We start from the raw sequence: 24,641 nt of genomic DNA, 5'->3' as shown, positions 1-24,641 counted from the left end.
TAAGGAACCTGAAACTCGCTGATTCGTTACAGTGCTGCCGGCTGCGCTTCGCAGCGCGACCTGGCTGGCACCGTCTTAAGAAATTGACTGCGGTTTCCGCAATCTAGCTTCTTCTTGGGCTTGCTATCTGGTTTTCAAAGAGCGAGTCGCTTGTCTCGCCAGCGACTTCTTGCTACCATTTTCTTCGTTGCCGCCTCGCCGTCTTTTCCTGCCCGGCGGGGTGTCAGCTTCTATTCAGTTCGGCGTCTTTTATCAAGCTGCTTTTTTTCGCCGCCCTGCTGGCTTCCGGAGTCCTCAGCGCCGCCCAGTGGCTTCCGCTGTTTTCTTCCGGAGGGGCGCGGCTTCTACCACCGCCGCGTCTCCTGTCAACCTACTGCATTGACCGCCGTATTCCATATTTTCGCACTGACTCGCTCGAAGTACCTTCCGCGCCAGTGCGCGGGCTTCTTTGCGAGGGGCGCGGCTTCTATCACTGCCGCGTTTCCTGTCAACCCCTGGAGCGTCTCACCCCTGCCCGCTCCCCTACCACCCGCCCGTTGGCCTACTGCACCTTTGGGTCGACCGCTCATCGAGCTTTTGCAAACGCTCCGGACCCGGCGAGCATCCTCATTCACAAGGAACTCGGACCAGGTCCGCGGCCTTATCTGAATGCCATTCAGAGAACCCAAACACTCACACACCTGATTCCGCTCCCGATGGAGACGGGACATGTGAGTAACCGCCACCTGGCGGACGCCTGTGTGACGTCCGCGCAACGCGGCGAGGTGTGGCCGCTTATCCACCAAGAGATCGGACTGCGCAAGAAGTTTGATTCTGAGCACTTCCGCCGCGGTGGTCAGCCGCCGATTCCCAGGCCCAGCTTCGACACGTCCACGCGTTCGCGCCGGCAACGTTCGGCCACCACCACCGAGCGCAGGTCACTGAAAGCACGCTCGAAGTCGTCATTCACGACGACGTAGTCGTAGGAAGCGATCCCCCGCTCGATCTCAGAGCGAGCCGCAAGCATCCGGCGCCGGATGGTCTCATCGGAGTCCGTCTGACGATCCCTCAGGCGGCGCTCCAACTCTTCCATGGACGGTGGCAGCACGAAGATGGTCACTGCATCCGGGTGCTTGCGCTTGATGGCCTGCCCGCCCTGCACGTCGATGTCGAAGATGGCAGCGCTCTTGCGGGCGCGCGCCTCATCCACCACCGACTGGGGGCTTCCATAGAAGTGGCCATAGACCTCTGCCCACTCCACGAACTCGCCGCGCTCGATCTTCGACTGGAAGGTCGCGACGTCGACGAAATTGTAGTCCACCCCCTCGCGCTCCTTCCCCCGAGGCCTTCGGGTGGTGACGCTGATGGAGAACACCGCATCCGGCGTCTCCTTGAGGAGCCGGTGCGCGAGGGTGGTCTTCCCCGCCCCGGAAGGAGCGGAGAGCACGAGCAACAAGCCAGGTGGGAGCACGGTATTCGCGTTCATTCGACGTTCTGCACCTGTTCGCGGATGCGCTCGACCTCGGCCTTCATCGCCACCACGCGTACGGAAATCTCGGCGTGCTGGCTCTTGGAGCCGGTCGTGTTCACCTCGCGGTGCATCTCCTGCACGAGGAAATCCATTCGGCGGCCAGCGGGCTCGTTGCTGGCCATGAGGGCCCGGAACTGCTCCAGGTGGCTCGCCAGGCGGGTGACCTCCTCGGCGATGTCCGTGCGCTCGGCGAAGAGCGCCACTTCCTGGGCCAGCCGCTGCGGGTCCACCGCGACGCCGCTCGCGAGCTCGGCAATCCGGTCGGTGAGCCGCTGCTGGTACTCCTGCACGGCCTTCGGAGCGAGCTGAGCCACCTCCTTGCTCCACCCTTCCAGCAGCTTCACCCGGGCATCCAGGTCGGCGTAGATGGCTTCGCCTTCGACCTGGCGCATCTTCTCCAGCGCCGTGAGCGCCTGGTCCAGCGCCGCCTGGAGCGCCTGGGAGGCGGAGTCCAGCTCCACGCCCTTCTCTTCCAGACGCACCACGCCGGGCTGGTTCGCCACCTGCGACCAGGCGACGTCTCCCGGCAGGCCCAGCTCGGTGGCCAGCTCCCGGAACGCGCGCACGTACTCCCGCGCCAATCCGAGGTCCACGGTGGGGACCGTTCCCGAGGCGGTGGGGGCCTGCCGCTTCACCAGCAGCTCCACCGAGCCTCGGGCGAGCCGGTCCTTCACCTGCTTGGACACCAGCGGTTCCTGGGACGACAGCTCCCGGGGAAGGCGAACCTTCACTTCACAGAACTTGTGGTTGAGCGAGCGCAGCTCCACGGAGACTTCTTCGTCCCCCACGCGCGCGCGGCCCGCGCCAAACCCCGTCATGCTCTTCAACATTGGGCGGTTGCTAGGGGCTTTCGGGGCCGAGGTCAAGCCGCGCGCTTGCACCGCCCCCAGTTCTGTGTAGGGTCCCGCCGCGAGATGTCCTGGCACAAGCGGCTCGAATTATGGGCGAAGCTGGCACTGGCGCTCGTGGCGTCCGCCCTGCTGTGGCGCCCGGGCCGCCGGCGGCGTCCTGGCACCCCACTTCCTGGTCCTCGCAAGGTGCTGCTCGTGCGGCCCGACAACCGCGTGGGCGAGGCGCTCCTCACCACGCCGTTGATGCGGACCCTCAAGGCGCACCTCCAGTCCGCTCCCGAGGTCCACGTCCTGGTGCACGCGAAGGTCGCTCGAGTCCTGAACGGCCACCCGGACGCGGACGTCATCATTCCCTTCGACCGCCGCAGAATCTGGATGGGCCCCCTGGCCCCCGGCATCGCCGCGCTGCGACGTGCCCGGTATGACGTCGTGGTCGACTGCGCCAACTGGGAGTCGCCCTCCGTCACGAGCGCGCTCGTGTCCCGGCTCGCGGGCCCCGAGGCCGTCGTCATCGGTCCGGACCTCTGGCCGGTGTCCCGCCTGCACTCCCTGCCCGTCCCCGCTCGCACGGACACGCGGAACGAAGCCGTTCAACGCACGCACCTGCTGACCCCGCTCACGAACGGCGCAGTGGCGCGTGGTTTGTCCTTCCGCGAGCCCTCGGTGGGCCCCGCCATCCGCGCCTATCTGGACGCCCTGGCCGGGAAGCCCTTCGCGGTCATCAATCCCGGTGGGCGGTTGGGACCTCGGCGGATTCCACCCGCGGCCTTCGCCGCCGCGGCTCGGGCACTGGTGGCGCTGGGGCGTACCCCCATCGTCACCTGGGGTCCCGGGGAAGAAGCGTTGGCACGAGGCGTGGTGGAGGCAGCCCCCGGCGCCGAGCTCGCGCCCGCGAGCAACCTGGACGAACTGGCCGCCCTGATGCTCGCGGCCGGCTTCACCCTCTGCAACAACACGGGGCCCATGCACCTGTCCGTCGCGGTAGGTGCCCCCACGCTGGCCTTCTTCCTGCGGATGGACATGGAGCGCTGGGGCCATGCGTACGCCCCCCACCGCATGGTGGACCTCACCCCTCTGGTCGATGGTGCAGGCGGTCAGGGGTTGGAGGAGCGGGCCGCCGAAGAGGTCCGGGCGTTCGCGGCGAGCCTCTCCTCCTGAGGCTTCACGTCCCGGACACGGGAGGCTCCGCCACCGCGTGTTCGGGGGCCAGCCTGGGGATTCCCTCTTCCACGGGCCAGCTCAGACGGCACGGCGCGCAGGTGACCCGGGTTTGAGCCTCCTGCGCCTGAAGGGGGGCCTTGCAGTGAGGGCAGCCCAGGACGGCCCACACCTCGTCTGCAATGAAGGCCACCGGCTACCCCGGCCCCTCGCGGCCCAGCCGCCGGGCCAGGTCCGTGGTGCTGTGGTCCTTCGGGTCTCCCGAGACGGCTGTCCGCCCACCATAGGCGCGAACCTCGTCGGCCTCGGGGATGCTGTCCGGGGTGTAGTCCGTGCCCTTCACGTGCACGTCCGGCTTCAACGCCCGGATGATGACGCGAACGTTGGACTCGTCGAAGACGATGACCCGGTCCGTGCAGGCCAGGGCCGCGACGAGCTCTGCCCGCTCGCCCTCGGGGATGTAGGGTCGGCCGGGGCCCTTGTAGGCCCGGGTGGAAGCGTCCGAGTTCACCGCCACCACGAGGACATCCGCCAGGGCCCGCGCCCCTTCCAGGTACCGGACATGCCCGACGTGCAGCAGGTCGAAGACGCCATTGGCCAGCGCCACCGTGCGCCCTTCGGCCCGCCAGCGCTCACGCTCCTCCGCCACCTTCGCGAGCGATTGGATTTTCTCGAGGGTGCTCATCTCGCGCTCCGAAGCTCTTCGAGCAGTTCATCGCGGGACACCGTCGCGGTGCCCGGCTTCTGCACCACCAACGAGCCCGCCACGTTCGCCAGCCGCGCCGCATCGCCGAGCGAGGCCTTCGCGGCCAGCGCCAGGGCAAACGTCGCAATCACCGTGTCTCCCGCGCCCGTCACATCCACCGCCGCCTTCGCGCCATGGACGGGGATGAGGTCCACGCCCCCGTCCGCATCGAAGAGCGCCATGCCATGGCGGCCTCGCGTCACCAGGAGCGCGCGGCACGCCAGTCGCTTCAACGCGGCGTGCCCCGCCTCCAGCATGTCCTCCTGGGTCCGCACGGGCCGCCCCGCGAGCGCCTCCAGCTCCGGCTCGTTGGGCTTGCAGACCGTGAGTCCCGAGAAGGATGACAGGGCATAGCGGCTGTCCACACACACGGGCATGCCGTCCGCGGCCAGGCGACGCAGCACATCGCGCACCTCGTCCCCCAGCACACCCGCGCCGTAGTCGGACACCACCACCGCGTCCGCGTCCTGGGCGGAGGCTTCGACCTGCCGAGCCAGCGCCTTGCGCATCTTCGGGGGGAGCGCGCCTCGCTGGCCTCGGTCCAGCCGCAACATCTGCTGCCGCGTGGTGCTCACCCCACCAGCCAGGATGCGCGTCTTCGTCTCCGTCTCGATGTCGCGACCGCTCACCGCGTCCAGTTGGATGCCGGATTCGGCACAGAGGCGGCGCAGCTCCTTGCCCATCTCGTCCTGGCCCAGCGCACCAACGGCGGAGACCTGACCGGACAGGGCTCGCACGTTGGCCGCCACGTTGGCGCCACCTCCGAGCTTCACCTCCGCGGACTCGTAGCGGACGATGAGCACGGGCGCCTCCCGGCTCACCCGGTCCGTCTGTCCGTAGATGTAGTGGTCAGCAACGAGGTCGCCCACCAGCAACACCTTGCGGCGGGCAAACGCGTGCGGCAGGCGGGCGAGCGACGGCATCGAACGAACGGGCGAGACTGCGGCCATGGCGGCGGTTTGTCCCACAGGCGACCCCACCTCACAAGCCGCGCGGTGCATCCTCCAGTCCGAGCGCCCGCCGCAGATGGGACTCGCCCTCCAGAACCTCGACCCCCAGGCGGACCACCCAGGCCTCGAAGCCCTGAGGCAGACGCACTGCGTCCTTTTCCGTCGTCACCACCCGGGCCCCCTGCCGCGCAGCTCGCGCCTGGACGTCGCGCAGTTCGTCCGCGGTGAAGCGATGGTGGTCCGGAAACAACGCGGCGTCGCGCACGTCCGTCCCGAGCGACTGCAGGGTCTTCAGGAAGCCTCCCGGCCGGGCAAGGCCCGCCAGAGCGAACACGGGCTGTCCCGTGAGCGCCGTCACGGGATGAAGGTTCCCCTCCGGGTCCACCCAGGCCGTGGGCCGATAGCGCGTCCTCACCCTGGGAATCCCCGGGCTCGAGGGCAACCACCCGCCGAGCGTGTCGGAGAAACGCTCCGACCGCGCTTCTGTCGGTACCAGCAGGTGCGTGGTGGATGGGGGCGTGCGCGTGTCCTCGGGCCTTGAGACCGGGAGCACAGCAGCATCCGAAGCCGTGGCGGGGGCCCTGAGCCAGAAAAGCGTCGCGCGGCGGAGTGACGCAGGGGGCTCGCGCAGCGGCCCCCGGGGAAGCATGTGGCCGTTGCCCAGCCCCACCGACTCATCCACGACCACGAAGTCCTCGTCTCGCGCGAGGCGGCGGTGCTGGAACCCATCGTCCAGCAGCACCGTGTCCAGGCTGAACTCGTCCCGCGCACGGTAGGCACTCGCGACCCGGTCCGAGCCCACGAAGAGCCGGACCTGGGGACAGCGACGCGCCAGCAGGAGCGGCTCATCGCCCGCGAGGTCCGAGGAAGGAAGCGGCTCCGTCCCGATGAAGGTCAGCGGCTCACGCGAGGCGCGGCCATAACCGCGCGTCAGGATGCCCACCTTCCGGCCCGCTTGGACCAACAGCTCCGCCAGATGGAGCACCGCGGGCGTCTTGCCCGTGCCCCCCACGTTGACGTTGCCCACGGAGATGACCTTGAGCCCCTCCACCCGCTCCGCGCGCAGCAGTCCCGCGTCGAAGAGCGCTCCCCGCACGTGCACCGCGGCCGCGTACGTCCACGACAGCAACGTGAGCGGCGACAGCAGGGCGCGGCGGCCCCAGGGCTCCGGCGACGGCGGGTAGAACACCCGCTCGATGGCGGTGGGGGCGTCCGGGGACGTCACGGGGTGCGCCTCGCTCGCGCGTAGAGCGCGAGGACCTCCGCGGCAATCTGCTCGTTCGTCGGGTGCCGCACGGGCGCCCGCCGGTCAGACAGCGCCGCGGCGACCACGGCGTCCGGCGTCGGTCTCTCCACCCGCACGTCCGTCAGGTCCGGCAAGGCGCCTTCATCCACCGCCACCACGCGGACGCCGCACGCACGGGCCTGGGCCGCCGCGCGGGCGCTCCAGTCATTGCCCAGGCCGAGCAGCCAGACCTCATCCAGCGCTCGCAGCCACCGCGCGAAGGCGTCCCCCTGTTGGTAACCCGCGAACGTCACGGCATCCGCCAGTCCCAGGTCCTGGACCTGCTTGCGCGTCTGCTCCAGCAGGCCGCCGTCCCCCACGAACACCAGACGCGCCTCGGGCCGCTGCTTCCGATACAGGGCAAAGGCGTCCACCCCCACCGCGTGCCGGCGTGAAGGCTGGAACGTGGAGACCATTCCGATGACGGGCGTGCCTTCGAGCCCGAGTTCTGCTCGCAGCGACCGCGCGTCCGGCGCCGGCTGGAACCGGGCGTCAACCAGGGCTGGCAGCACCTGAGCCGTCGCGCCCTTCTCCAACAGGCGGGGAAGCAGTGCGCTCGCGGGGACCGTGTAGGCGTCCGCGGCCGGGAGCGAGGAGCGCAATGAGCGCGGAGCGTGCAGCGAGCGGACCAGGATGGCGCCTGAAGGCCGTCCCCACCTGGCCAGAAGGTGGTCATGACTGAAGTGCGAGTGCACCACGTCCACCGTCCGCGCCTTCAAGCGGCGCAGGTCGCGCCACATCCGCCACGGCGGGGACTTCACGGACAGCTCCAAGCCCCCTTCGTCCAGAAGACCGAGCTCCTCGAAGCGCGGAGCCGCGGGCTCCTCGGCCAGCACCTCCTTGCGCAGGCGGTCCACCGCCACCGTGACGTCGTGTCCCGCGGCGCGCTGCGCCTGGGCCAGGAGCGCCACGTTCTCGGCCGGGCCGCTGTAGAAGGGACTCGCGAGCAGGTGGAGGATTCGCATCCGGTCAGCGCTCCACGGTCGCCCGGTACACGTCGGCCAGAGCTCTCGCCTCGTGCTCCACGCCACACCGACGCCGGGCCTCCTCTGCCGCGTTCTGGCCAATCTGCCTGGCGCGCTCGGGCTCTCGCATCAGCATGTCCAGCAGCTCGCGCAGGCCCTGGACGTCTCCGGGTTCGAAGAAGAAGCCCGTGCGGCCGTGCTCGATGAGCGTGTCCAGGTACGGCAGCTTCGAGGCCACCACGCAGCAGCCCGAGGCCATGGCCTCCACGTGCACCAGCGAATAGCCCTCCGCATACGAGGGGTGCACCAGGATGCGCAGCCCCTGATACCAGGGCTCGATGACGGACTGCTCGCCGGGCAACGCGATGCGGTCCTCGATGCCCGCCATCTGCTGATTCAGCCAATCCAGGTCCGGCCCCTTCGCGAGCCCGACCAGCACGGGTTGCCAGTCGGGGTGCGCGGGCAGGAGCGGGCGGATGGCCTGCACGAAGTCCCCCTGCCCCTTCTCCTTCCGGATGCGTCCGATGACGCCGATGCCGTAACGCCCCCCCAGGCCGAGCTTGCGCCACGCCGCGTCCCGGTCCTCGGGCGGGTGGAAGCGCGTCAGGTCAATGCCATGGGAGACGACCGTGGACGGCAGCGCGATGACGTCCGCGACCTGCTTCGTCAACGAGACGAGCGCATCCGCGCCCCTCGCGATGAAGCGGGTGAAGCCGCTGGGCGTCATCGAGGTGTGCCGGGTGAAGACGAGGCGGACCTCTCGGCCCAGCAGCTTCAGCAGCATGCCCACCAGGAGCTCGTTGTTCCGGTGCGCATGCCACACCACGGGCTCGCTGCGCAGCCGACGGAGCAGCTCCGGCCAGGTGATTCTGGGCAGCCCCTCACTCAAGCCCGAGCCGATGACGCGCGTCTCCGAGCCTGAATCCCGGACGAGCGCGGGTACCACCGTCTCCACGTGGCGCGTCACGCCCGTGTAACGGTGGTGGAAATGCGGATGGACGATGAGCGTCATCGCGGGTCCGGCCTCCCGTGCGGAAACAACGTCGTCATCGCTTCCGCGTTCCTTTCACTGGCGCCCGAAATCCGGCCCACCGTCTCCAACGCCTGGGCGCCCAGGCTCGCGAGCCGCTCCGGTGACTCGATCAGCGACACGAGCGCCTGCTCCAAGGCCGCGGCGTCCTGAACCTGGAGCCCACCCTGCCCTGTCAGCAACGCCACGCTGTCCCGGAAGTTGTCCATGTGCGGCCCGTAGAGCACCGGCTTCCCCTGCCCCGCGGGCTCCAGGACGTTCTGCCCGCCGCGCGCCGTGAACGAGCCCCCGACGAACACCACCGTCGCCAGCCGGTAGGCCCTCGACAGCTCGCCGATGGTGTCCAGCACCACGACCTGGCCCCGCTCCGGATTGCCCTGCGAGCGCAGCCCCACGCTCAGCCCCGCCTCGCGCGCGAGCGTCACGATTCGCGCCGCCCGGTCCACGTACCTGGGGGCAATCACCAACCGCAGGTCCGGCCACCGCTCGCGCAGCCGCGCGTACACCCCCAGGAGCTGGGCTTCCTCGCCCTCATGGGTGCTTCCGGCAATCCATACCCGCTCGCCCGGCGTCAGGCCCAGCGCCGTGCGAAGGTTCTCGTCCTCGGGCACCGGGCCCGCGGCGAGCGCGTCGAACTTCGTGTTCCCCGTCACCTTCACCCAGTCCGGCCTGGCCCCGAGCTGCCGCGCGCGGACGGCTTCGTCCTCCTCGCGCATGAGGAGGAGGTCCAAATCCCGCAGCGGGTTGCCGATGAGGCGGAACAGCGTCTGGTACTTCCCGACGTTCGCTGGCGAAAAGCGCCCGTTCGTCATCACCACTCGCGCCCCACCCCGCTTCGCGGCGCGGATGAGGTTGGGCCAGATTTCGGTGTACTCCAGCACCAGCACGTCCGGACGGATGGCCCGGACCGCTCGCCGCGTCGCGCCCCAGAGGTCATAGGGAACGTAGACGACCCCGTCGATGTCGTTGGCCAGCCGGCCCTTCGCCATCGCGTAGCCGCTGTCCGTCATGGTCGACAGCAACAGGCGGCAGCCCGGGAAACGCGCCCGCAACGGGCCGAACATCGGCGAGAGGGCCAGCAGGTCCCCGGCGCTCGCGCCATGCAGCCAGAGGATGGGCCCATCCCCGGGAGGCAGGTGGCTGTTCGGGCCATAGAAGCCCAGGCGCTCCATCAGCCCATGGCGCGTCTTCCGGTGCAGTGCGAGCACCGGGAACAGGACTGCGAAGAGCAGGTAGGTGGCGAGGACGTAGAGGACGCGCATGGGCGGCTGGTCGCGCCGTCTATCAGATGCCCGGCCTTGGGGGCAGCACGCGCACGGGGCTGGGCACCAACCAGGGCCGCCATTCCGTCCCGAAGAAGCGCCCGGGTGCCCGCACCCACACTTCCACCTGCGCCACCCCGGGCTCGGTCAGCTCGACGGACCGGCCGTCCGCCCCCAGGCGGGCGCTTCCCCACACTCGCACCTGCACCGACTCCGCGTCGGGCTCCCCCGGGAGTCGGACCTTCAGCGTGTCGCCCACATGCGCTTCACGCCGCACACCGTCCAGGCCCTCCAATGCGAAGCCCCCAGGCTCCCCAAGGGCGCGGAAGGCACACAGGGACTGACCACCGCCCAGGGCCCGGCTGACCTGCTCCGCCGCGTCCTTCGCGTCCGGGGGCAACGGGAAGGGCACCTGCTCCGGTGGCAGGTACATGGCCAGGGATTCGAATACGGCCCGGTACGGCGGCAGGCCGTGTGCGTCATGTGCGCAGAACGCCACGCGCGGCCGCTCACTCGACAACTCCAGGAAGCGGGCCGTGGGCTCCGGCTCCGGCACGACGAGCAACATCACGCCATGCATCGGGTTGGCCAGCGAGGCCCCCACCGCGGGCACCAGGCGGCTCACCGGATTGCGCACCGCGTGCCGGAAGAAGGTGTCCGCCGAGTACAGCTCGAAGCCGGGGACCTCCTTCGCGCTCGCCTCGTCCTTCCAGGGGTTGCGCTTCTGGACGGGGTGGGCCAGCACCGCCGTGCCTCCCGCCGCCGCCACGGCGCGCACCGCATCGCCCGGCGGCATCCACGCGCGCATGCCCTCCAGCGGGCGCGACATGCCGAAGGCCACGAGGTGCCCGTCCGACGTCGAAATCTCCACGCCGGGCACCAACAGCACGCCCTGGACGTAAGCGGGCGCTCGGAGCGCGAAGTCGTTGTGGTCGGTGAGCACCACGAAGTCCAGGCCCGCCGCCTTCGCCGCCGCCGCCACCGCTTCCGGCGTGCCTCGCCCATCCGAACGCGTGGTGTGGACGTGGAAGGCCCCTCTCGCCCACCGGGGCGCTCCGTCCTTCGGAAGCACCACGGGGTACCGCGCCACGGACGCCGAGAGCGCGAAGAAACCCACGTACCCCAGGACCAGCAGCGCCAACCCCAGGACGGCCCGGAGCCCCTTCCCCACCGCTACCCTCAATCCGCTCACGCCGCGCCTCGCTCCGAAGAGCCCTCCGTCTGCATCCTCCACAGCGCCGCATACCGCCCGCCTCGCTGGAGCAACTCCGCGTGCGAGCCACTCTCGACGACGCGCCCCGCCTCCATCACGTTGAGGACGTCCGCGTTCACCACCGTGGACAGCCGGTGCGCAATCACCAGCGCCGTGCGGCCCGGAAGGACCGCCGCCAGCGCCGCCTGTACTTCGCGCTCGCTCTCCGGGTCGAGGCTGCTGGTCGCTTCGTCCAGCACCAGCACGGGCGCCTGCGCCAGCACCGCGCGGGCGATGCACAACCGCTGACGCTGGCCGCCACTGAGCGCCACGCCCCGCTCGCCGATGCGCGTGTCATAGCCTTCGGGCAGTGCCCGGATGAAGCCATCCGCGTGCGCCACCTTCGCCGCGGCCTCCACCTCTTCCCGCGTGGCGTCCGGCCTCGCGTAGCGCAGGTTGTCCAGCACCGTGCCGTGGAACAGCAGCGGCTCCTGCGTCACCAGCGCGAACTGAGCCCGGACGCTCGTCGCCGTGTACCGGTCCGCGTCCACACCATCCAGGAGGAGCTGGCCCTTCTGTGGCCGCTCGAAGCGCAGCAGCAGCGATGTCACCGTGCTCTTGCCTCCGCCGCTTCCACCCACCAGCGCCGTCACCTGCCCCGCCTTCAGCTCCAGCGTCAGGCCGTCCAGCGCGGGCCGGTCTCCATAGGCGAATCGCACGCCCTCGAACTGGATGCTCCGCGACAGGGTCGGCGCGGGCACCGCGTCCGGCGCGTCCTCCACCGGGTGCTTCATGTCGAGCAGCGCGAAGAGCCGCTCACCCGCCGCGCCCGCCTGCACCGCGAACTGTGTCACCCGGCCCAGGTCCTTCACCGGCTGGTACACCAGGATGACCGCCGTCAGCAGCGAGAGCAGCGCCTCGGGCTCCATCAGCCGCGCGCTCGCCGCATACGCCAGTGCGCCCGCCAGTGCCGCCGCGGCCAGCACCTCCATCAGCCCCGGCACCGCGCCGCGCGCCCACGCCGCGCTCACCACCGCCTTCTCGTGCGCCTGCGCGAAGGCGGAGAAGCGAGCCAGCTCCGCCGCCTGTCCGTTGAAGGCCTGGATGGTGCGCAGACCGCCCAGCCCTTCGTGGAGCTGCCCAGCCAGGTTGCCGAGCTGCGTCTGGCCTTCCCGCGTGCGCTTGAGCACCTTGCGCGTCAGCTTCGAGGCCGGCAGCGCCGCCAGCGGAATCACCAGCAACATGAGGCCGCCCAGCATGGGGCTCATCGCCAGCGCCACGCCCGCCAGGATGATGACCTGGAGGCTGTCGCGCAGATACGAGCCCACCGTGTACATGGCCGCCGCTTCCACGGCGCTGACGTCCGAGGAGAAGCGGCTGAGCAGGTCGCCCATCCGCTCGCGCGCGAGCTGGGCGGGCGACAGCGCGGTGAGGCGCAGGAACAGGTCGCGCCGCAGGTCCTTCACCACGCGCTGCGCGAACAGACCCATGAAATAGAATTGCGCCAGGTACCCCACGCCCTTCGCCGCGCCGACGATGACCATCACCAGCGGGAAGCCCCACAGGGCCGCCTCGCGAGGCAGGTCCGCCAGCCAGGGCACGCGCTGCGCGCTGGCGAAGCCTTCTTCACCGCCCGACAGCAGGAAGCGCAGCGCCGGGCCCGTGAGATACGCGTACGCTCCCGTCGTCAGTCCCACCGCCGCCATGCCGACGAAGGCCAGCAGGAGCACACCGAAATGCGGGCGCGCATAGCGCAGCAACCGCCAGAGAATCGTCTGCATCGCTAGCGTCCCACCTTGCGCAACGCCGCCTTCGCGAGCTGGGAGTACGGGTTGTACTCCAGCACCCGCTGCAGCTTCTTCCGCGCCAAGGGCGCGTCTCCCAGGTCCATGTCGATGATGGCCGAGATGATGTGCAACCGCTCCACGTACGGGCCCAGCGACAGCGCCTTCTTCAGCACCTGCTGGGCCTTCTGCGCCCGCACCACCGGCGCCCCCGTGGGCATCCGGTACGTGGCCCAGGCGAGGAAGGGGTAGTACTCCGGCTCGTCCGGATTGAGCGACACCGCTTCCTCGAAGGCCTTCGCCGCCAGCGGGAAGTCGCGGCGCTTCAGGGCGGACTCGCCCCGGCGCAGCGCGATTTCCGCATCCACGACCACCGCCGTGTTCCGCCCCACGTCCATCCGGCTGAAGAGGTACTGGAGGTAGGCCTTGCGCTTCTCCTCCACGCTCAGCACGCGGTACGACGCGGACAGCCGGTCCTGCACCGACTCCAGCAGGTCCTTCAGGTCGGAGATGTCGAACTCGGCGTAGGTGTCCGGGTGAAAGCGCATCGCCGTCTCGTGATAGGCGCGCTCCACCGCCTCCGCGTCCGCCGCGATGTCCAGCCCCAGCCCTCCGAAATAGCTGCGGGTGATGATGCGCAGCGCTTCCTCACGCAGCGAGGCCGCCGTCTCGGGCGGCAGGGCCTTGCGCTTGCGCGGCGCGATCCGGTCCGGCAGCACCGCCGCGGACAGCACGTCCGTGCCCGTGGCCACGGGCGTCGAGGAGAACGTCACCCCACCCGTCAGCTTCAGGAACCACAGCAGCGAGTACGCCATGCGCAGCTCGCCACGCCCGTGCGCCAGCAGGTCCTTCAGCGCGATGCGGCCGTTGACCTGCATGGCGATCTTCAGGTCGTCCGTGTCCAGCCCCATGGCCTGCAGGTCGCGCCCGAACTCCTGTGACCGCACCGGGTAGTCGCCCATGTGCGCCCGCAGCGCGGTCGCCATCACCTTCATGGTGAAGCAGCGGCGCGCGCCATCCAGCACCGGCGCCAGCGGCGGAACCTCCACCGACGCGACCTCCGACGTGAATTCGTCTCCCGCGTAGAAGGCGTAGCGGCCCTCGCGCATCCCCAGCACCCGCTCCACCCCGTCCCGGTTGTAGTCGCGCAAGAGCTGCAGCAGTTCCTCGCCCGCCGCCTCCACGCCTGCGTCCGCGAGCGCCGCGCCGATGCGCAGACCGGAGTCCAGCGCCTCCGTCACCCGCTGCGCCTGCTGCGGGTTGAGCACGTTCCGGGCAAGCAGGTAGCCAGGCAGCGAGTCCGCTTTCGCCGTGGAGTCATAGCTCACGGACCCGCCGCGCAAGAAGTACACGCGCCGGCTCAAGCCCCGGTGCGCCACCACCAGCACGCCATCCCGGCGCAGCCGATAGATGGAGTGGAACAGCGCCGGCAGGGGGTGGCCCTTCAGCTCGCCTGAATTGACGGCGGGCCGGGACAAGGTGGCCGCCAGCCCGGTGAGTTGCACCGCCTGCGCCGCGCGCACCAGAGACTCCAGCCGGGGCACCAGCTCGCCCGGCTTGAGCGGGTCCGAGACATAGGCGTTCACCTTGAGGTCCAGCACCGAGCTCACACCCCGCGCGCGCCCCAGGTGGCCCTTGTCGATGGCGACAATGGGCACCCTGCCGCCCTGTCCGTGGCCTCGGATGAGATGCACCACGTGTGCGCCTTCCACACGCGGGAGGTCCACCGACAGCACCACCACGTCCGGGTTGTCCGCCGCGAAGTGCTCCAGCGCCGTCACCGGATCGTTCACCGCGCGAACGGTGTACCCAGCCTGGGAGAGCAGGCCTTTGAGGTGCTCGAGCGTGGGGGGATGGCTCTCGGCGAGCAGAAGCGTCTTCAAGGGGGCCACAGTCTACACCTTCACCCGCGCCCGCATCAGGTACGATGCGCGACTCTCACATGACGAATCCACCCCGCATCCTCGTCGTCGCCGGCGAGGCGTCAGGCGATACCCACGCCGCCGAGCTCGTCGCCGCCCTCCGGGCTCGCCGTCCCGACCTCACCTTCTTTGGCATGGGCGGTGCCCGCCTGGCCGCCCAGGGAGTGGAGCTGCTCTTCGACGCCCGGGAGGTGTCCGTCATGGGCATCACCGAGGTCCTGCCCCGGATTCCCCGCATCCTTCAAATCCTGAAGGGCCTGGCCGAGGCCGCCGCCGAGCGCAAACCGGACGTCGCCATCCTGGTGGACATCCCTGACTTCAACCTGCGCCTGGCCAAGAAGCTCAAGGCGCTGGGGGTCCCCGTCGCCTACTACGTGTCGCCCATGATCTGGGCCTGGCGCCGGGGTCGGGTGCGCACCATCAAACGGTTGGTGGATCGGATGCTCTGCATCCTTCCATTCGAGGAGGACTTCTACCGGGAGGCCGGCGTCAGCGCCCGCTACGTCGGCAGTCCGGTGGTGGAGCAGGTTCCCTCACCGGATACGGCCTCGGCCTTCCGCGAGCGGCTGGGGCTGTCGAAGGACGCCCCCACGCTCGCGCTGCTGCCCGGCAGCCGGATGGGCGAAATCCGCCGTCTGCTTCCCGACATGGTGGAGGCGGCGAAGCGCCTCTCCGCCGAGCGGCCCGGACTCCAGGTCGTCGTCCCCCTCGCGCCCACCATCGACCGGGAGGAGATCACCTCCCGCTTCGAAGGCAGTGGCGTGACGCCCATCCTGGTGGAGGGCCGGGCCCCCGAGGTCGTGGGCGCCAGTGACGCCGCGGTGGTGGCCTCCGGTACCGCCGTCCTGGAAGCCGGGCTGATGCAGCGCCCCCTGGTGGTCGTCTACCGGGTGTCACTCATCACGTACTGGGTGGGCCGGTTGATGTTGAAGGTGGCCTTCGTGTCCCTCATCAACCTGCTGGCGGGCCGACGCGTCGTCCCCGAGCTGCTCCAGGGGGAGATGACGCCCGAGCGCATCGCCGAGGAGGTCCGCCGCGTCTGGATACCCGGTGCTCCCCGGGAGGAGATGCTCCAGGGGTTGGCGGAGATGCGCGGCCGGCTGGGGGAGACGGGCGCGGCCACCCGGGCGGCGGAGTCCGTACTGGAGCTGCTGCCCCCGGGCCGCGTTTAGGATATGTCGGCCGGGTCATGAACCCAGCCCTGGTCTGCATCCCCACGTACAACGAGCGGGAAAACATCGAGGCCATCGTCCAGGCGGTGCTGGAGGCCGACCCCCGGGTCGACATCCTCATCGTGGACGACAATTCGCCCGATGGCACAGGGCAACTCGCGGATGGGCTCGCCGCGCAGGATTCGCGCGTGCGCGTCCTCCATCGCGAGAAGAAGGAGGGCCTGGGCCGCGCCTACCTCGCCGCGTTCCGGTGGGCCCTGGCCGAGCAGTACACGTACATCCTGGAGATGGACGCCGACTTCAGCCACGACCCGCGCTACCTGTCCGGCATCCTGGATGCGGCCGAGGCTGGCGCGGACCTGGTGCTCGGCTCGCGCTACGTCACGGGCGGCGGCACGGTGAACTGGGGCGTGGGGCGGCAGCTCATCAGCCGCGGTGGCAGCCTCTACGCACGGTCGATTCTGGGCGTGGGCATCCAGGACCTCACCGGCGGCTTCAAGTGCTTCCACCGCCGGGTGCTGGAGGCCATCGACCTTGATTCGGTGAAGAGCACCGGTTACGCGTTTCAAATCGAGCTGACCTACCGCACGCTGCGCAAGGGCTTCACCGTGCGCGAGGTGCCCATCGTCTTCGAGGACCGGCGCGTGGGTCACTCCAAGATGAGCAAGAAAATCTTCGCCGAGGCTCTCACCATGGTGTGGAAGCTGCGGTTCACGGTGTAAGCCCAGGCTGTCATGCCGGAATACGCGTCACTGTTCCTCGTCTCGCTGTCGGCCATCTTCTTCGTGGTGGACCCCATTGGCGTCGTCCCGCTGTTCCTGGCGATGACGGCTGGGGACTCACAGGAAAAGGTGCGCCGCACGGCCATGCGCGCCTGCCTGGTGGCCTGCGGGATGATGCTGTTCTTCGCCCTCTTCGGCGGCGTCATCTTCAAGGTGTTCGGCGTGTCGCTGGGCGCCTTCCGGGTGGCCGGCGGCATCCTGCTGCTCATCACCGCGTTGGACATGCTTCGCGCCCGCCCGGCGGAGACGCGCACCACGCCGTCCGAGGAACAGGAAGGCGTGGTGAAGGAGGACGTGGCCATCGTCCCCCTCGCCATTCCGCTGCTGGCGGGCCCGGGCGCCATCGCCACCGCCATGGTGCTGATGGCCAAGGGCGACACGCTCGTCTCCGCCATCCCCGTGCTGGCCGCCGTCGTGCTGACATTCGTCGCCAGCTACTTCATCCTCCGCGCCTCCGGGCTCATCCAGCGCGTGCTGCGCCAGTCCGGCGTGGCCATCGTCGAGCGGGTGATGGGCCTCATCCTGGCCGCCATCGCGGTGCAGTTCATCGCGGATGGTGGCAAGGAGCTGTTCAAGTAGGTCCGGGGATGGCCACCCACTCTGGGCCCTTGCGCTTCAGCAGGCCCTGCGGCTTGCCCTCCAGTGACAGCTCGTCGTGGCTGGCGCGGCGCGCGTCGTACGCGTAGCCGCCCTGGACCTCCTGCAGGTACACCACCACCGCGTCGAGCACGTTCTCCTGCACCACCTTGAAGGTGGCGTCGCCGCAACTGGGCGCGTCACCGGAGAAGAAGCGCTCCAGCATCGCCTCCTCCGGACGGCGCACGTACACCACCACCGGCGCGGGCTCATCGCGACCGGCCGCGACGACTTCGCGGACGACCTGGGACGGCACCGGCTCCCGCAGCAGCCGGTGCACGAGCTCACACTTCTCAGCCTCCACGCCCTGACGCTCCGCGAGACGCGCCTGGTGCGCGCATCCCGTGCTCCCCAGCACCCCCAGCCCGAGCAACGCCCATGCCTTCTGGTGGAATCGGTCCATGCGTCCTTTCCTCTCCCTCGATGACTGCGCTACAGCTTCCGCCACCGCGGAGGGCGAGGCGCGTGCTGCAGCACCGGATCCTCCACTGCGATGATGTATTCCGCGCGGCGGTTGCCCGCCTCCGCTGTCTCGTCGGGCGTCGCGACGGCCGGGGCCTCTTCTCCCAGCCCTTCGTAGTACACGGGCACCCGCAGCCCCTTCTTCCGGAAATAGGCCGCCAGGCTCTTCGCCCGCCGCACCGACAGGTCCAGGTTCTCCGCCGCGGTCCCCACGGTGTCCGTGTGGCCCATCACGTAGAGCCGCAGTGACGCGAAGCGACCGTACTTCGTCAGCGCGTCCACGATGAGAGCGTGGCTCTTGTCCAGCTTGCCCCGCTCCGCCGCCGGAATGTCCGCGCGGCCCGAGGCGAAGTTCACCTCCTCGTGCGGAATGTCCACCTGCCACGGATACAGGTCGACGCCCGTGTAGAACTCCGCCGTGTCGAACGCACGGAGGGAGATCTTCATCACCCGCCCCTCCGCCGCCGGCCATGTCAGCTCCAGTGGCGTCCCTCCCGCCTCCCCCTTGAATGGCACCTCGCCCTCGAAGGACTTCTTCCCGGTGTCCATCAACACCGTCAGCTCCGCGCGCTTCGCGGGCCGGGACAGGACGAAGCGCAGCCGGCGCGCAGCCACGTCCACGTCCTCCTTGCGCACGTCCAGCTTCAGCGTGCCGTAGAGCTCCGTGTCGAAAGACAACGGCATCACGCCGGATTCCGCATCCGGGAAGCGCACCGTGAGCGCTCCCTCGTAGCGGAAGCGGCCTTCCGGCTGATTCAGCTCGATGCGGCGCGTGAGGCCCGGACTCCCACCGCCCTTCACCTCCACGTCCTGGCCGTCGCTGCGCTTCAGCTTCACCTCGAAGCCCGCGATGGGCTCCTCGATGTGGACCAGCAGCGCCGGGAGCTTCTCCCCCAGCACGGCGCGCCCTTCCAGGGAGACTCGAACGGCGTCCGCGAGCACCGGCATCGGCGAAGACAGGACAAAGGCGAGGAGCAGCAGGCGGGCGTTCATGGCGCGGTGTAGGCCTCTGGCGTCACGTGCCGCGACCATCCGCGGCAGGTGTGGGTCGAATCCTCCGCGAGGGTAGGACGAGGTGGCGTGCAGGGAAACGCTCCCCGCGGGGGACGTTGGAGGTGAAACGGTATTCAATCGCCCCCCGTCCCAGGGGAGCCCGGACAGGGAGCCGAGGAGATTCCCTCCCGTCAGCCCTCCCCGCTGCCTGCCAGGCCGTGGCGCTCCAGGAGGCGCCGCAGCTGCGTGCGATGCATGCCCAGCGCCCGGGCAGTGGCCGCGACGTTTCCGCCATTCGCCCTGAGCGCATCCTCCAACCGCGCCCGCTCGGCTTCGTCCAACGGCTTGCCCCGGGCCGGAGACTGTTGAGAAGTGGATGAAGTCACCGCGGCGGGCGCCGGGAGTGGCGGGCCGAAGACCGTGCCCGCCGTGAGACTGAGGTGCCTGGCTTCGAGGCGAGGCGCCGCATGAAGCAGCGCCTCATGCGCCGCGCTGCGGACCTCCACGCGAAGCTCGCGCACGTTGCCCGGCCAGGCCCGCAGCAGGCAAGCCTCGTGGAAGCTCACATGCACGGGCAGGCGGCTCCCTCCCTCTTCGAGAAAGCGCTCCACTAGAAAAGGCAGCTCCTCGGGGCGGCGGCGCATTGGCGGCAAGTCAGCCTCCGGCCTGCCCAGGCGGAAGTAGAGGTCCTCGCGCATCCGGCCGCTGGCCACCTGCGCGCGCAGGTCCTTGTTTCCGGCGGAGCACACCCGCACGTCCACCTTCCGCGGCCTGGAGCCCCCCAGCGGGAGGACCTCGCGCGTCTCCAGGGCGCGCAGCAGCTTGGCCTGCACGGCCAGGTCCAGCTCGGCCACCTCGTCCAGGAACAGCGTCCCGCCGTCCGCGGCCTGGAGGTAGCCCTCCGCGTCGTCCGCGCCGGAGAAGGCACCGCGCCGCGCGCCGAAGAGGAGCCGTTCGGCGAGCCCCTGCGGAATGGCCGCGCAGTTGACGGCCACGAAGGGGCCCGACGCGCGCGGGCCGCGCTCATGGAACGCGCGGGCCACGCCTTCCTTGCCGGTGCCGCTCTCCCCGTGGATGTGCAGCGTGAAACCGTGTTCCGCCGTGCGCGCGACCACGTCCAGCAACTGCTGCATGGCGGGCCCCCGCACGAAGTCGCGCGTCCGCACGACACCGCGCCGGGCCACCGGCCCGACGTCCGCACAGGGAATGAAGAGCGAGTCCCCCATCCGGATGACGCGCTGGGCCTCGCGGGGCGTGCCAGCCACCAGGGGCGCCCCGTCCACGAACGTGCCATTCTGACTGCCCTGGTCGGTGACCCAGAAGCAGCGGCCGTCGTACCGCACCTGTGCGTGGCTGCGAGACATCCGCGGGTCCTGGTCCGTCCCCAACGCGGCGGCGCCCCGCCCCAGCAAGAGCGCTCCGTCGAGCGGCAGGGCCGTGGCCATCGCGCTCCCAGCGCACAGGACGCGTAGCAGGCCTGGCACCGCGGACTCGCCGGAGTCCGCCCCTCGCCCCCTGGCGTCGCTCTGCTGCAAGGTCGACCGGTCGTGTTCCATGTGCCTCCATCTTACGCGTGTGCCACTGGCACACGGCACCGTGCCTGCGGGCTGTGCCATCCAGGCCCCCATCTCCGCGGCGCACCGCCTTGACGACTCGTGCACTGGACCGGACCGCTGCTGGCATGCCCCTCGCTATGGCGTGGGGCTGGACCACGGCACCCGCCGTCACTTCGAGGAGACACCTGTGCTCAACACCTTCCCCGCCTGGCTCACGGGCCTGCTGCTGCTGGCCGTCGCCGCGGGCTGCCGCCTCCCCACCGCCGGCGCCCGCCCTGACTCCCCGTCCGGCGGCGGGAGTTGTCCGACGGGACAGTGCGACCCCGACCCGAATGGCCTGGGCATCTATGTCGCCGAGGGACACAGCTACTGCTTCTTCCACGAGAAGACGCCGGTGGCGTGCCTGGAGGGCTTCGTCAATTCCCCCGAGGGCGTGGCGTTGCACGTGCGCTCCATGTACCGGAAGGACCAGACGCTTCGGCTCCCCCTGCACCTCCGGCATCCGGGCAAGCCCGTTGATGGGGAGCACCCGACGCTGGAGTCCATTCACGGCAACGTCGGCGACTTCTTCGTCGCCGTCCGCGGTGGAGACGTCTCCCGGAAGCTGCGAGGCGAGCCGGTGTCGCGGCTGGTGTTCGGGTTCAAGCTCCCGGTGGACCTGGACGGCACCGGAACCCTGGAGGACCTCCTCTACGAGTTGGCGCTCGAACCCGTGTCCGGCAACCGCCTCGTCGTGCGCTACCGGCCCGTCCCCAGCACTGTCTGGTTGCGGCAGTGCCAGGCGCCAGAGGACCAGAACGTCGCGTCCGTCCTCCTCCCGCAGCGCCAGGTCGACGGTCTGAACGCCGCGGTGCGGCCCCACGACGAAACCCTCACCGTGGCCTGCGAGACAGGCGCGATTGGCGCATGCATGAACTGGGGCTATCAGCCGTGGACTCCCGAGACGCTCCAGGCCGACCCGGACCGGGAGTTCGTCCACGGCGCATGCCTCCAGGCCAAGCGCGCCGCCTATTTCGTGGGCCAGGGTGACCCGGGCAGCTACACCGTGAGCGGCACGGAGATTCTCCGGCGCGATGCCCACGGGTTCGGGCGTGACAGCAACAACGACCTCCAGGAGCTCGAATACCTGGAGGCCCTGTGGAGCCCCCGAGGCGCGGAGTGCCTCAACCTGGCGAACCGGCGCAGCAGGGTGCCCATCCAGAATGGCCTCACGTTGCCGGCCTGTGGACCCTTGCCCAGGTGGAGTTCCCAGGCGCGGTTCGCGACGGGTGTGGAGCAGCCATCAAAGCCCTGAGTCCGGAGCCCCAGCAGCGCGCAGGGCGGCTTGCTCCGCGCTGTCCAGGGGCCCCTCGTAGCAGCTCAGCCAGGGGACCTGGGCCGTGGCGCGGCGCCACGCCGCGTCGGCTTCACGGAGGGACGCTTCCCACCCTTCCGCCGGCCGCTGGCGCCGGGCACGCAAGAGCAGCAGCGCGCCTCGCACGGCGTGGGCCTCCGGCAGCCCGGGGTCCAGCTTCAGCGCGAGCTCCACCTGCGCCAGTCCCTCCTCCACGAGGGCGGACGGAGCGCCGGTATCCCGCGCCAGCCGCCAGGCCGCCCGGGCCAGGGTGAGGTGGCTGTCGTAGTAGGGATAGAGCGACACGGCCCGCCGGGCCTCGGTGAGGGCCTTGCGCAGCAGGGCCGCACTGGAGCGCCCCTTGCCCCGCGCCTGCTCCGCCGCCGCCAGCGCCAGCTCCGCGCCCAGGCTCCGGCAGTCCGCGCAGGTGGGGCTCAGCCGGTACGCTTCCTCCAGCGCGCCCTGCCCGCTGGCGAGCGCCACGCTCGCGTCGCCCGCCGCGCGCAGGGCATGGAGCGCTTCGAGCAGGTGCGCACCGGCCGCATGGAGCCAGGCGCGGTCGGACCGGGCGTTGACGCCACGGGAGCGCTCCGTCGCCTGGAGCGCCCGCGCCAGGGCCGGACGCGGGTCGCCGCCGGTCTCCAACAGGTAGCGCGCGCGTGTCAGCTCAGCGGCGGCGACATGGTCGTGGGCGGAGTGGAAGCGCTCGTCGAGGGTCAGCGCGCGCGCGCTGGCCTCCAGCGCGGCCTGCACATGGGCCTCCGGGTCACGCCCCCGGGAGAGCAGGAAGGCCGCCCGAGCGGCGTTCAGCTCCGCGAGGTTGGAGTGGGCGAAGAGGTACTTCGGATCGCCCTGGACGGCCCGCTGGAAGGCACGCTCTGCTTCGGCGTAGGCCGGAAGCGGGTCCTCGCCGTGCTCCCGCTGGTAGTTGCCCCACCAGCGGTGCACGAGCCCCAGGTCGTTGAGTGCCCAGGGGTAGTGCGGCTCCAGCTCAATCGCCCGCTCCAGCCATTGAATGGCCTGTGCCCAGGACGCCTCGGGCGCCTCGCCCGCGCGCGCCTGACGCAGGCCGCGCATGAAGTAGCTGTACCCCAGCGAGTCGTGCGCGAGCACATTGCGCGGCTCCAACGTCCCAGCCCGCGAGGCTGCGTCCGTCCACGCATCAAGCAGGGCATCCGCGCCGCGTGCGTCCGGCGCGCCCTGGAAGGTCACGGCGCGGTACTGGTTCATCAGCACCTGGGCCTTCTTCGTGTGGCCGGAGGCCCGGTCCGGGTCGGCCACGAGGCTCCGGTCCGCGGCGGCCTCCGCCTGGTCCAGCGCGGCCTTGCGTGGGCGCCCCTCCCGCTTGTCCAGCTCCGACAGTTGCAGCCACACCTCCGCGAGCGCCTCGTGGGCCCAGGCGTCGCTGCGCGCCAGCTCCACGGTCTGCTGGTAGCGGGAATCCGCTTCCATGAGCCCTGCCCGCGCGCCCGTGTAGTCCCCCTGCTCCAGCAAGGCCATCGCCCGCGCGAGCGCCACGTCCCCGGCGAGCATCCGCACTTCCGGCATCCACGACGCCTGCGCCATGGCCTCGCTCACGGCCCGCTCCGCGCCCGCGTAGTCCCTTCGGTACAGCGCGATGAGCCCTTCGAGGTAGCGCGGCGACTCCAGCTCCACGCCGCGACTGCGCTCCAGGGATTCGAGCGCGGGTGTCAGGTAACGCGCCTCGAGTTCATGCCGCCGCTCGGCCACCCACGCCGCGCCGCCGCTGCGCCGCACATCCTCCAGGGCCAGGTGGTACTGCTCCCCCAACACCCGGCCCAAGGCGTAGTGGAGCCCCGGTGAATCGACGCCCAGTTCCCGTGCCCGCGTCAGCTCCCGGTGCGCCTGCTTGAAGTCACGCATCGCCAGGTGGCCCCGCCCCAGCGCCTGCCGCACGAGCCCCTCCCCCAAGTCTCCCAGGCCATGTCGCAAGGCGCCCATGCGCGCCATTCGCTCCCGGACGCGCTGCTGCTCAGGCCGCGTGTCGTGCAGGGGCAGGCCCTGGAAGGCGCGCACGAAGGCCTCGATTTCCTGCACCTGCTGCCCCAACTGCTCTGCCAGCCGGACGCGCGAGGCCGTCCGCGCCTGGAGGTCCCGCTCCGCCAGCCAGGCTTGGGCCCCGAAGCCAGCGAGCAGCAGCATGCCCACCAACGAGACGCTGGAGACGAGCACCACCCCGCGATGCCTGCGCGCGGCGCGCCGCAGCCGGTGCGTCAGGCGGGGCCGCTGACCGAGGATGGGCGCCCCGTCCAGATAGCGCCCCAGGTCCTCCGCCAGCGCCCGGGCGGTGGCGTAGCGCAGCGCCGGCTCCTTGCTCAGGCACTTGAGGCACACCGTCTCCAGGTCGGCGTCCAGGTGCGGCACGCGCTCACGCGGCGGCACCGGGTCGTCGTGGAGCACATGGTTCAGCGTCTCCAGCGGCGTCGCGCCGGTGAAGGGAGGCTCGCCCACGAGCAGCTCGTAGAGCGTGGCCCCCAGGCCATAGACGTCCGTGCGGGCGTCAATGGCTTCCAGCTCACCCCGGGCCTGCTCCGGCGCCATGTATGCGGGCGTGCCCATCACCGCGCCAGTGGACGTGAGGCCGTGCCCCTCCCCGGCCTCGAAGGCGAGGCCGAAGTCCATGATGACCGGCTCACGACGCGCTCCTTCGCCCGTGAGCACCAGGATGTTGGAGGGCTTGATGTCCCGGTGGATGACGCCCAGCGCATGGGCCGCGTCCACCGCCTCCGCCGCCGCCTTCAGCCATCGCGCCTTCTCCAGGAGTGGCAGACGCCGCGCGGCGACATCCATCCGCTCGCCCTCCACGAGTTGCATGGCGATATAGGCCTGGCCGCCGGACTCCCCCGCGTCGAACACCCTGCAGACATTCGGGTGGTCGATGCGGGCCTGCGCACGGGCTTCCCGAAGAAAGCGCATGGCCCGCTCCGGGTCCGCGCCCCGAAGAAACTTCAGCGCCACCTGCCGCCCGAGCGTCCTGTCCCGAGCGCGGTACACGTCCCCCATGCCCCCACCTGTCTCCTATACACATCTCC

At 70.2% G+C, this 24,641-nt stretch carries 21 protein-coding genes; 5 read left to right on the top strand and 16 right to left on the bottom strand.

Annotated elements, in window-relative coordinates; genetic code table 11:
* Window positions 1-835: 835 nt before the first annotated feature.
* A complete protein-coding gene (gmk, locus tag FL344_RS33315) occupies window positions 836-1,465 on the bottom strand; it encodes a guanylate kinase (protein WP_011554692.1) in 630 nt (209 codons plus the stop codon).
* Window positions 1,462-2,340 (bottom strand): YicC/YloC family endoribonuclease, encoded by an 879-nt coding sequence (locus tag FL344_RS33310; RefSeq protein WP_141593982.1) that lies wholly within the window; start codon window positions 2,338-2,340, stop codon window positions 1,462-1,464. Before FL344_RS33310 ends, gmk begins: the two co-directional genes overlap by 4 nt.
* A gap of 84 nt (window positions 2,341-2,424) precedes the next feature.
* Here FL344_RS33310 and FL344_RS33305 point away from each other — a divergent pair, with 84 nt between their 5' ends.
* Complete coding sequence (locus tag FL344_RS33305; RefSeq protein WP_141621357.1) at window positions 2,425-3,519, top strand: glycosyltransferase family 9 protein; 1,095 nt, start codon at window positions 2,425-2,427, stop codon at window positions 3,517-3,519.
* A gap of 4 nt (window positions 3,520-3,523) precedes the next feature.
* Here the strand turns inward: FL344_RS33305 and FL344_RS40125 are convergent, their stop codons facing one another.
* Genes FL344_RS40125 through FL344_RS33260 form a run of 10 tightly spaced genes read right to left on the bottom strand, consistent with a single transcriptional unit; the run spans window position 3,524 to window position 14,624 of the window.
* A complete protein-coding gene (locus FL344_RS40125) occupies window positions 3,524-3,691 on the bottom strand; it encodes a Trm112 family protein (RefSeq protein ID WP_011554695.1) in 168 nt (55 codons plus the stop codon).
* Window positions 3,692-3,715: 24 nt separating this feature from the next.
* The gene (locus tag FL344_RS33300; RefSeq protein ID WP_140864353.1) at window positions 3,716-4,204 is read right to left on the bottom strand and encodes an adenylyltransferase/cytidyltransferase family protein; all 489 of its coding nucleotides are present in this window, start codon (window positions 4,202-4,204) and stop codon (window positions 3,716-3,718) included.
* Window positions 4,201-5,214: a bifunctional heptose 7-phosphate kinase/heptose 1-phosphate adenyltransferase gene (locus tag FL344_RS33295; RefSeq protein ID WP_228565554.1), complete on the bottom strand. Its 1,014-nt coding sequence runs from the start codon at window positions 5,212-5,214 to the stop codon at window positions 4,201-4,203. Before FL344_RS33295 ends, FL344_RS33300 begins: the two co-directional genes overlap by 4 nt.
* A 31-nt stretch (window positions 5,215-5,245) precedes the next feature.
* Window positions 5,246-6,439, bottom strand: coding sequence for a tetraacyldisaccharide 4'-kinase (gene lpxK, locus FL344_RS33290; protein WP_141621356.1), 1,194 nt, complete (start codon window positions 6,437-6,439; stop codon window positions 5,246-5,248).
* Window positions 6,436-7,464: a glycosyltransferase gene (locus FL344_RS33285; protein ID WP_141621355.1), complete on the bottom strand. Its 1,029-nt coding sequence runs from the start codon at window positions 7,462-7,464 to the stop codon at window positions 6,436-6,438. Before FL344_RS33285 ends, lpxK begins: the two co-directional genes overlap by 4 nt.
* Before the next feature lie 4 nt (window positions 7,465-7,468).
* Complete coding sequence (locus FL344_RS33280) at window positions 7,469-8,476, bottom strand: glycosyltransferase family 4 protein (protein WP_141621354.1); 1,008 nt, start codon at window positions 8,474-8,476, stop codon at window positions 7,469-7,471.
* A complete protein-coding gene (locus FL344_RS33275) occupies window positions 8,473-9,756 on the bottom strand; it encodes a 3-deoxy-D-manno-octulosonic acid transferase (protein WP_141621353.1) in 1,284 nt (427 codons plus the stop codon). Before FL344_RS33275 ends, FL344_RS33280 begins: the two co-directional genes overlap by 4 nt.
* Window positions 9,757-9,778: 22 nt before the next feature.
* Entirely contained in the window at window positions 9,779-10,927 is a 1,149-nt protein-coding gene (locus tag FL344_RS33270) for a PHP domain-containing protein (protein WP_141621352.1), read from the bottom strand.
* Between the two features lie 17 nt (window positions 10,928-10,944).
* Window positions 10,945-12,729: an ABC transporter ATP-binding protein gene (locus FL344_RS33265; RefSeq protein ID WP_141621351.1), complete on the bottom strand. Its 1,785-nt coding sequence runs from the start codon at window positions 12,727-12,729 to the stop codon at window positions 10,945-10,947.
* Window positions 12,730-12,731: 2 nt separating this feature from the next.
* Entirely contained in the window at window positions 12,732-14,624 is a 1,893-nt protein-coding gene (locus FL344_RS33260; protein ID WP_194863347.1) for a DUF4388 domain-containing protein, read from the bottom strand.
* Window positions 14,625-14,674: 50 nt separating this feature from the next.
* Between FL344_RS33260 and lpxB the strand changes: the two genes are divergently transcribed.
* From lpxB to FL344_RS33245, 3 genes are read left to right on the top strand one after another with little or no spacing between them, the layout of a single operon-like run.
* Window positions 14,675-15,826, top strand: a complete 1,152-nt coding sequence (lpxB, locus tag FL344_RS33255; protein ID WP_141621349.1) for a lipid-A-disaccharide synthase — start codon at window positions 14,675-14,677, stop codon at window positions 15,824-15,826.
* A 17-nt stretch (window positions 15,827-15,843) separates the two neighbouring features.
* The gene (locus tag FL344_RS33250) at window positions 15,844-16,548 is read left to right on the top strand and encodes a polyprenol monophosphomannose synthase (RefSeq protein WP_141621348.1); all 705 of its coding nucleotides are present in this window, start codon (window positions 15,844-15,846) and stop codon (window positions 16,546-16,548) included.
* Between the two features lie 12 nt (window positions 16,549-16,560).
* On the top strand, window positions 16,561-17,187 hold the full coding sequence (locus FL344_RS33245; protein WP_011554707.1) for a MarC family protein: 627 nt from the start codon (window positions 16,561-16,563) through the stop codon (window positions 17,185-17,187).
* On the opposite strand, the gene FL344_RS33240 is transcribed toward FL344_RS33245, so the two are convergent.
* The 3 genes from FL344_RS33240 to FL344_RS33230 form a co-directional block, all read right to left on the bottom strand.
* Complete coding sequence (locus FL344_RS33240) at window positions 17,180-17,647, bottom strand: hypothetical protein (protein ID WP_141593993.1); 468 nt, start codon at window positions 17,645-17,647, stop codon at window positions 17,180-17,182. The genes FL344_RS33245 and FL344_RS33240 overlap by 8 nt on opposite strands.
* 29 nt (window positions 17,648-17,676) lie before the next feature.
* Window positions 17,677-18,699 carry an OmpA family protein gene (locus FL344_RS33235; RefSeq protein WP_228565553.1) on the bottom strand — a complete coding sequence of 341 codons (1,023 nt, stop codon included), beginning with the start codon at window positions 18,697-18,699 and terminating at the stop codon, window positions 17,677-17,679.
* Window positions 18,700-18,890: 191 nt separating this feature from the next.
* Entirely contained in the window at window positions 18,891-20,255 is a 1,365-nt protein-coding gene (locus FL344_RS33230; RefSeq protein WP_141621346.1) for a sigma 54-interacting transcriptional regulator, read from the bottom strand.
* Window positions 20,256-20,274: 19 nt separating this feature from the next.
* Between FL344_RS33230 and FL344_RS33225 the strand changes: the two genes are divergently transcribed.
* Window positions 20,275-21,549, top strand: a complete 1,275-nt coding sequence (locus FL344_RS33225; RefSeq protein ID WP_194863346.1) for an ADYC domain-containing protein — start codon at window positions 20,275-20,277, stop codon at window positions 21,547-21,549.
* Here the strand turns inward: FL344_RS33225 and FL344_RS33220 are convergent.
* Window positions 21,538-24,612, bottom strand: a complete 3,075-nt coding sequence (locus tag FL344_RS33220; RefSeq protein WP_228565552.1) for a protein kinase — start codon at window positions 24,610-24,612, stop codon at window positions 21,538-21,540. The genes FL344_RS33225 and FL344_RS33220 overlap by 12 nt on opposite strands.
* Window positions 24,613-24,641: the final 29 nt, after the last annotated feature.

It is taken from the genome of Myxococcus sp. AB036A (assembly GCF_006547355.1).
GTDB classification, from domain to species: domain Bacteria; phylum Myxococcota; class Myxococcia; order Myxococcales; family Myxococcaceae; genus Myxococcus; species Myxococcus virescens.
This window is presented reverse-complemented; position numbering and strand designations above follow the sequence as displayed.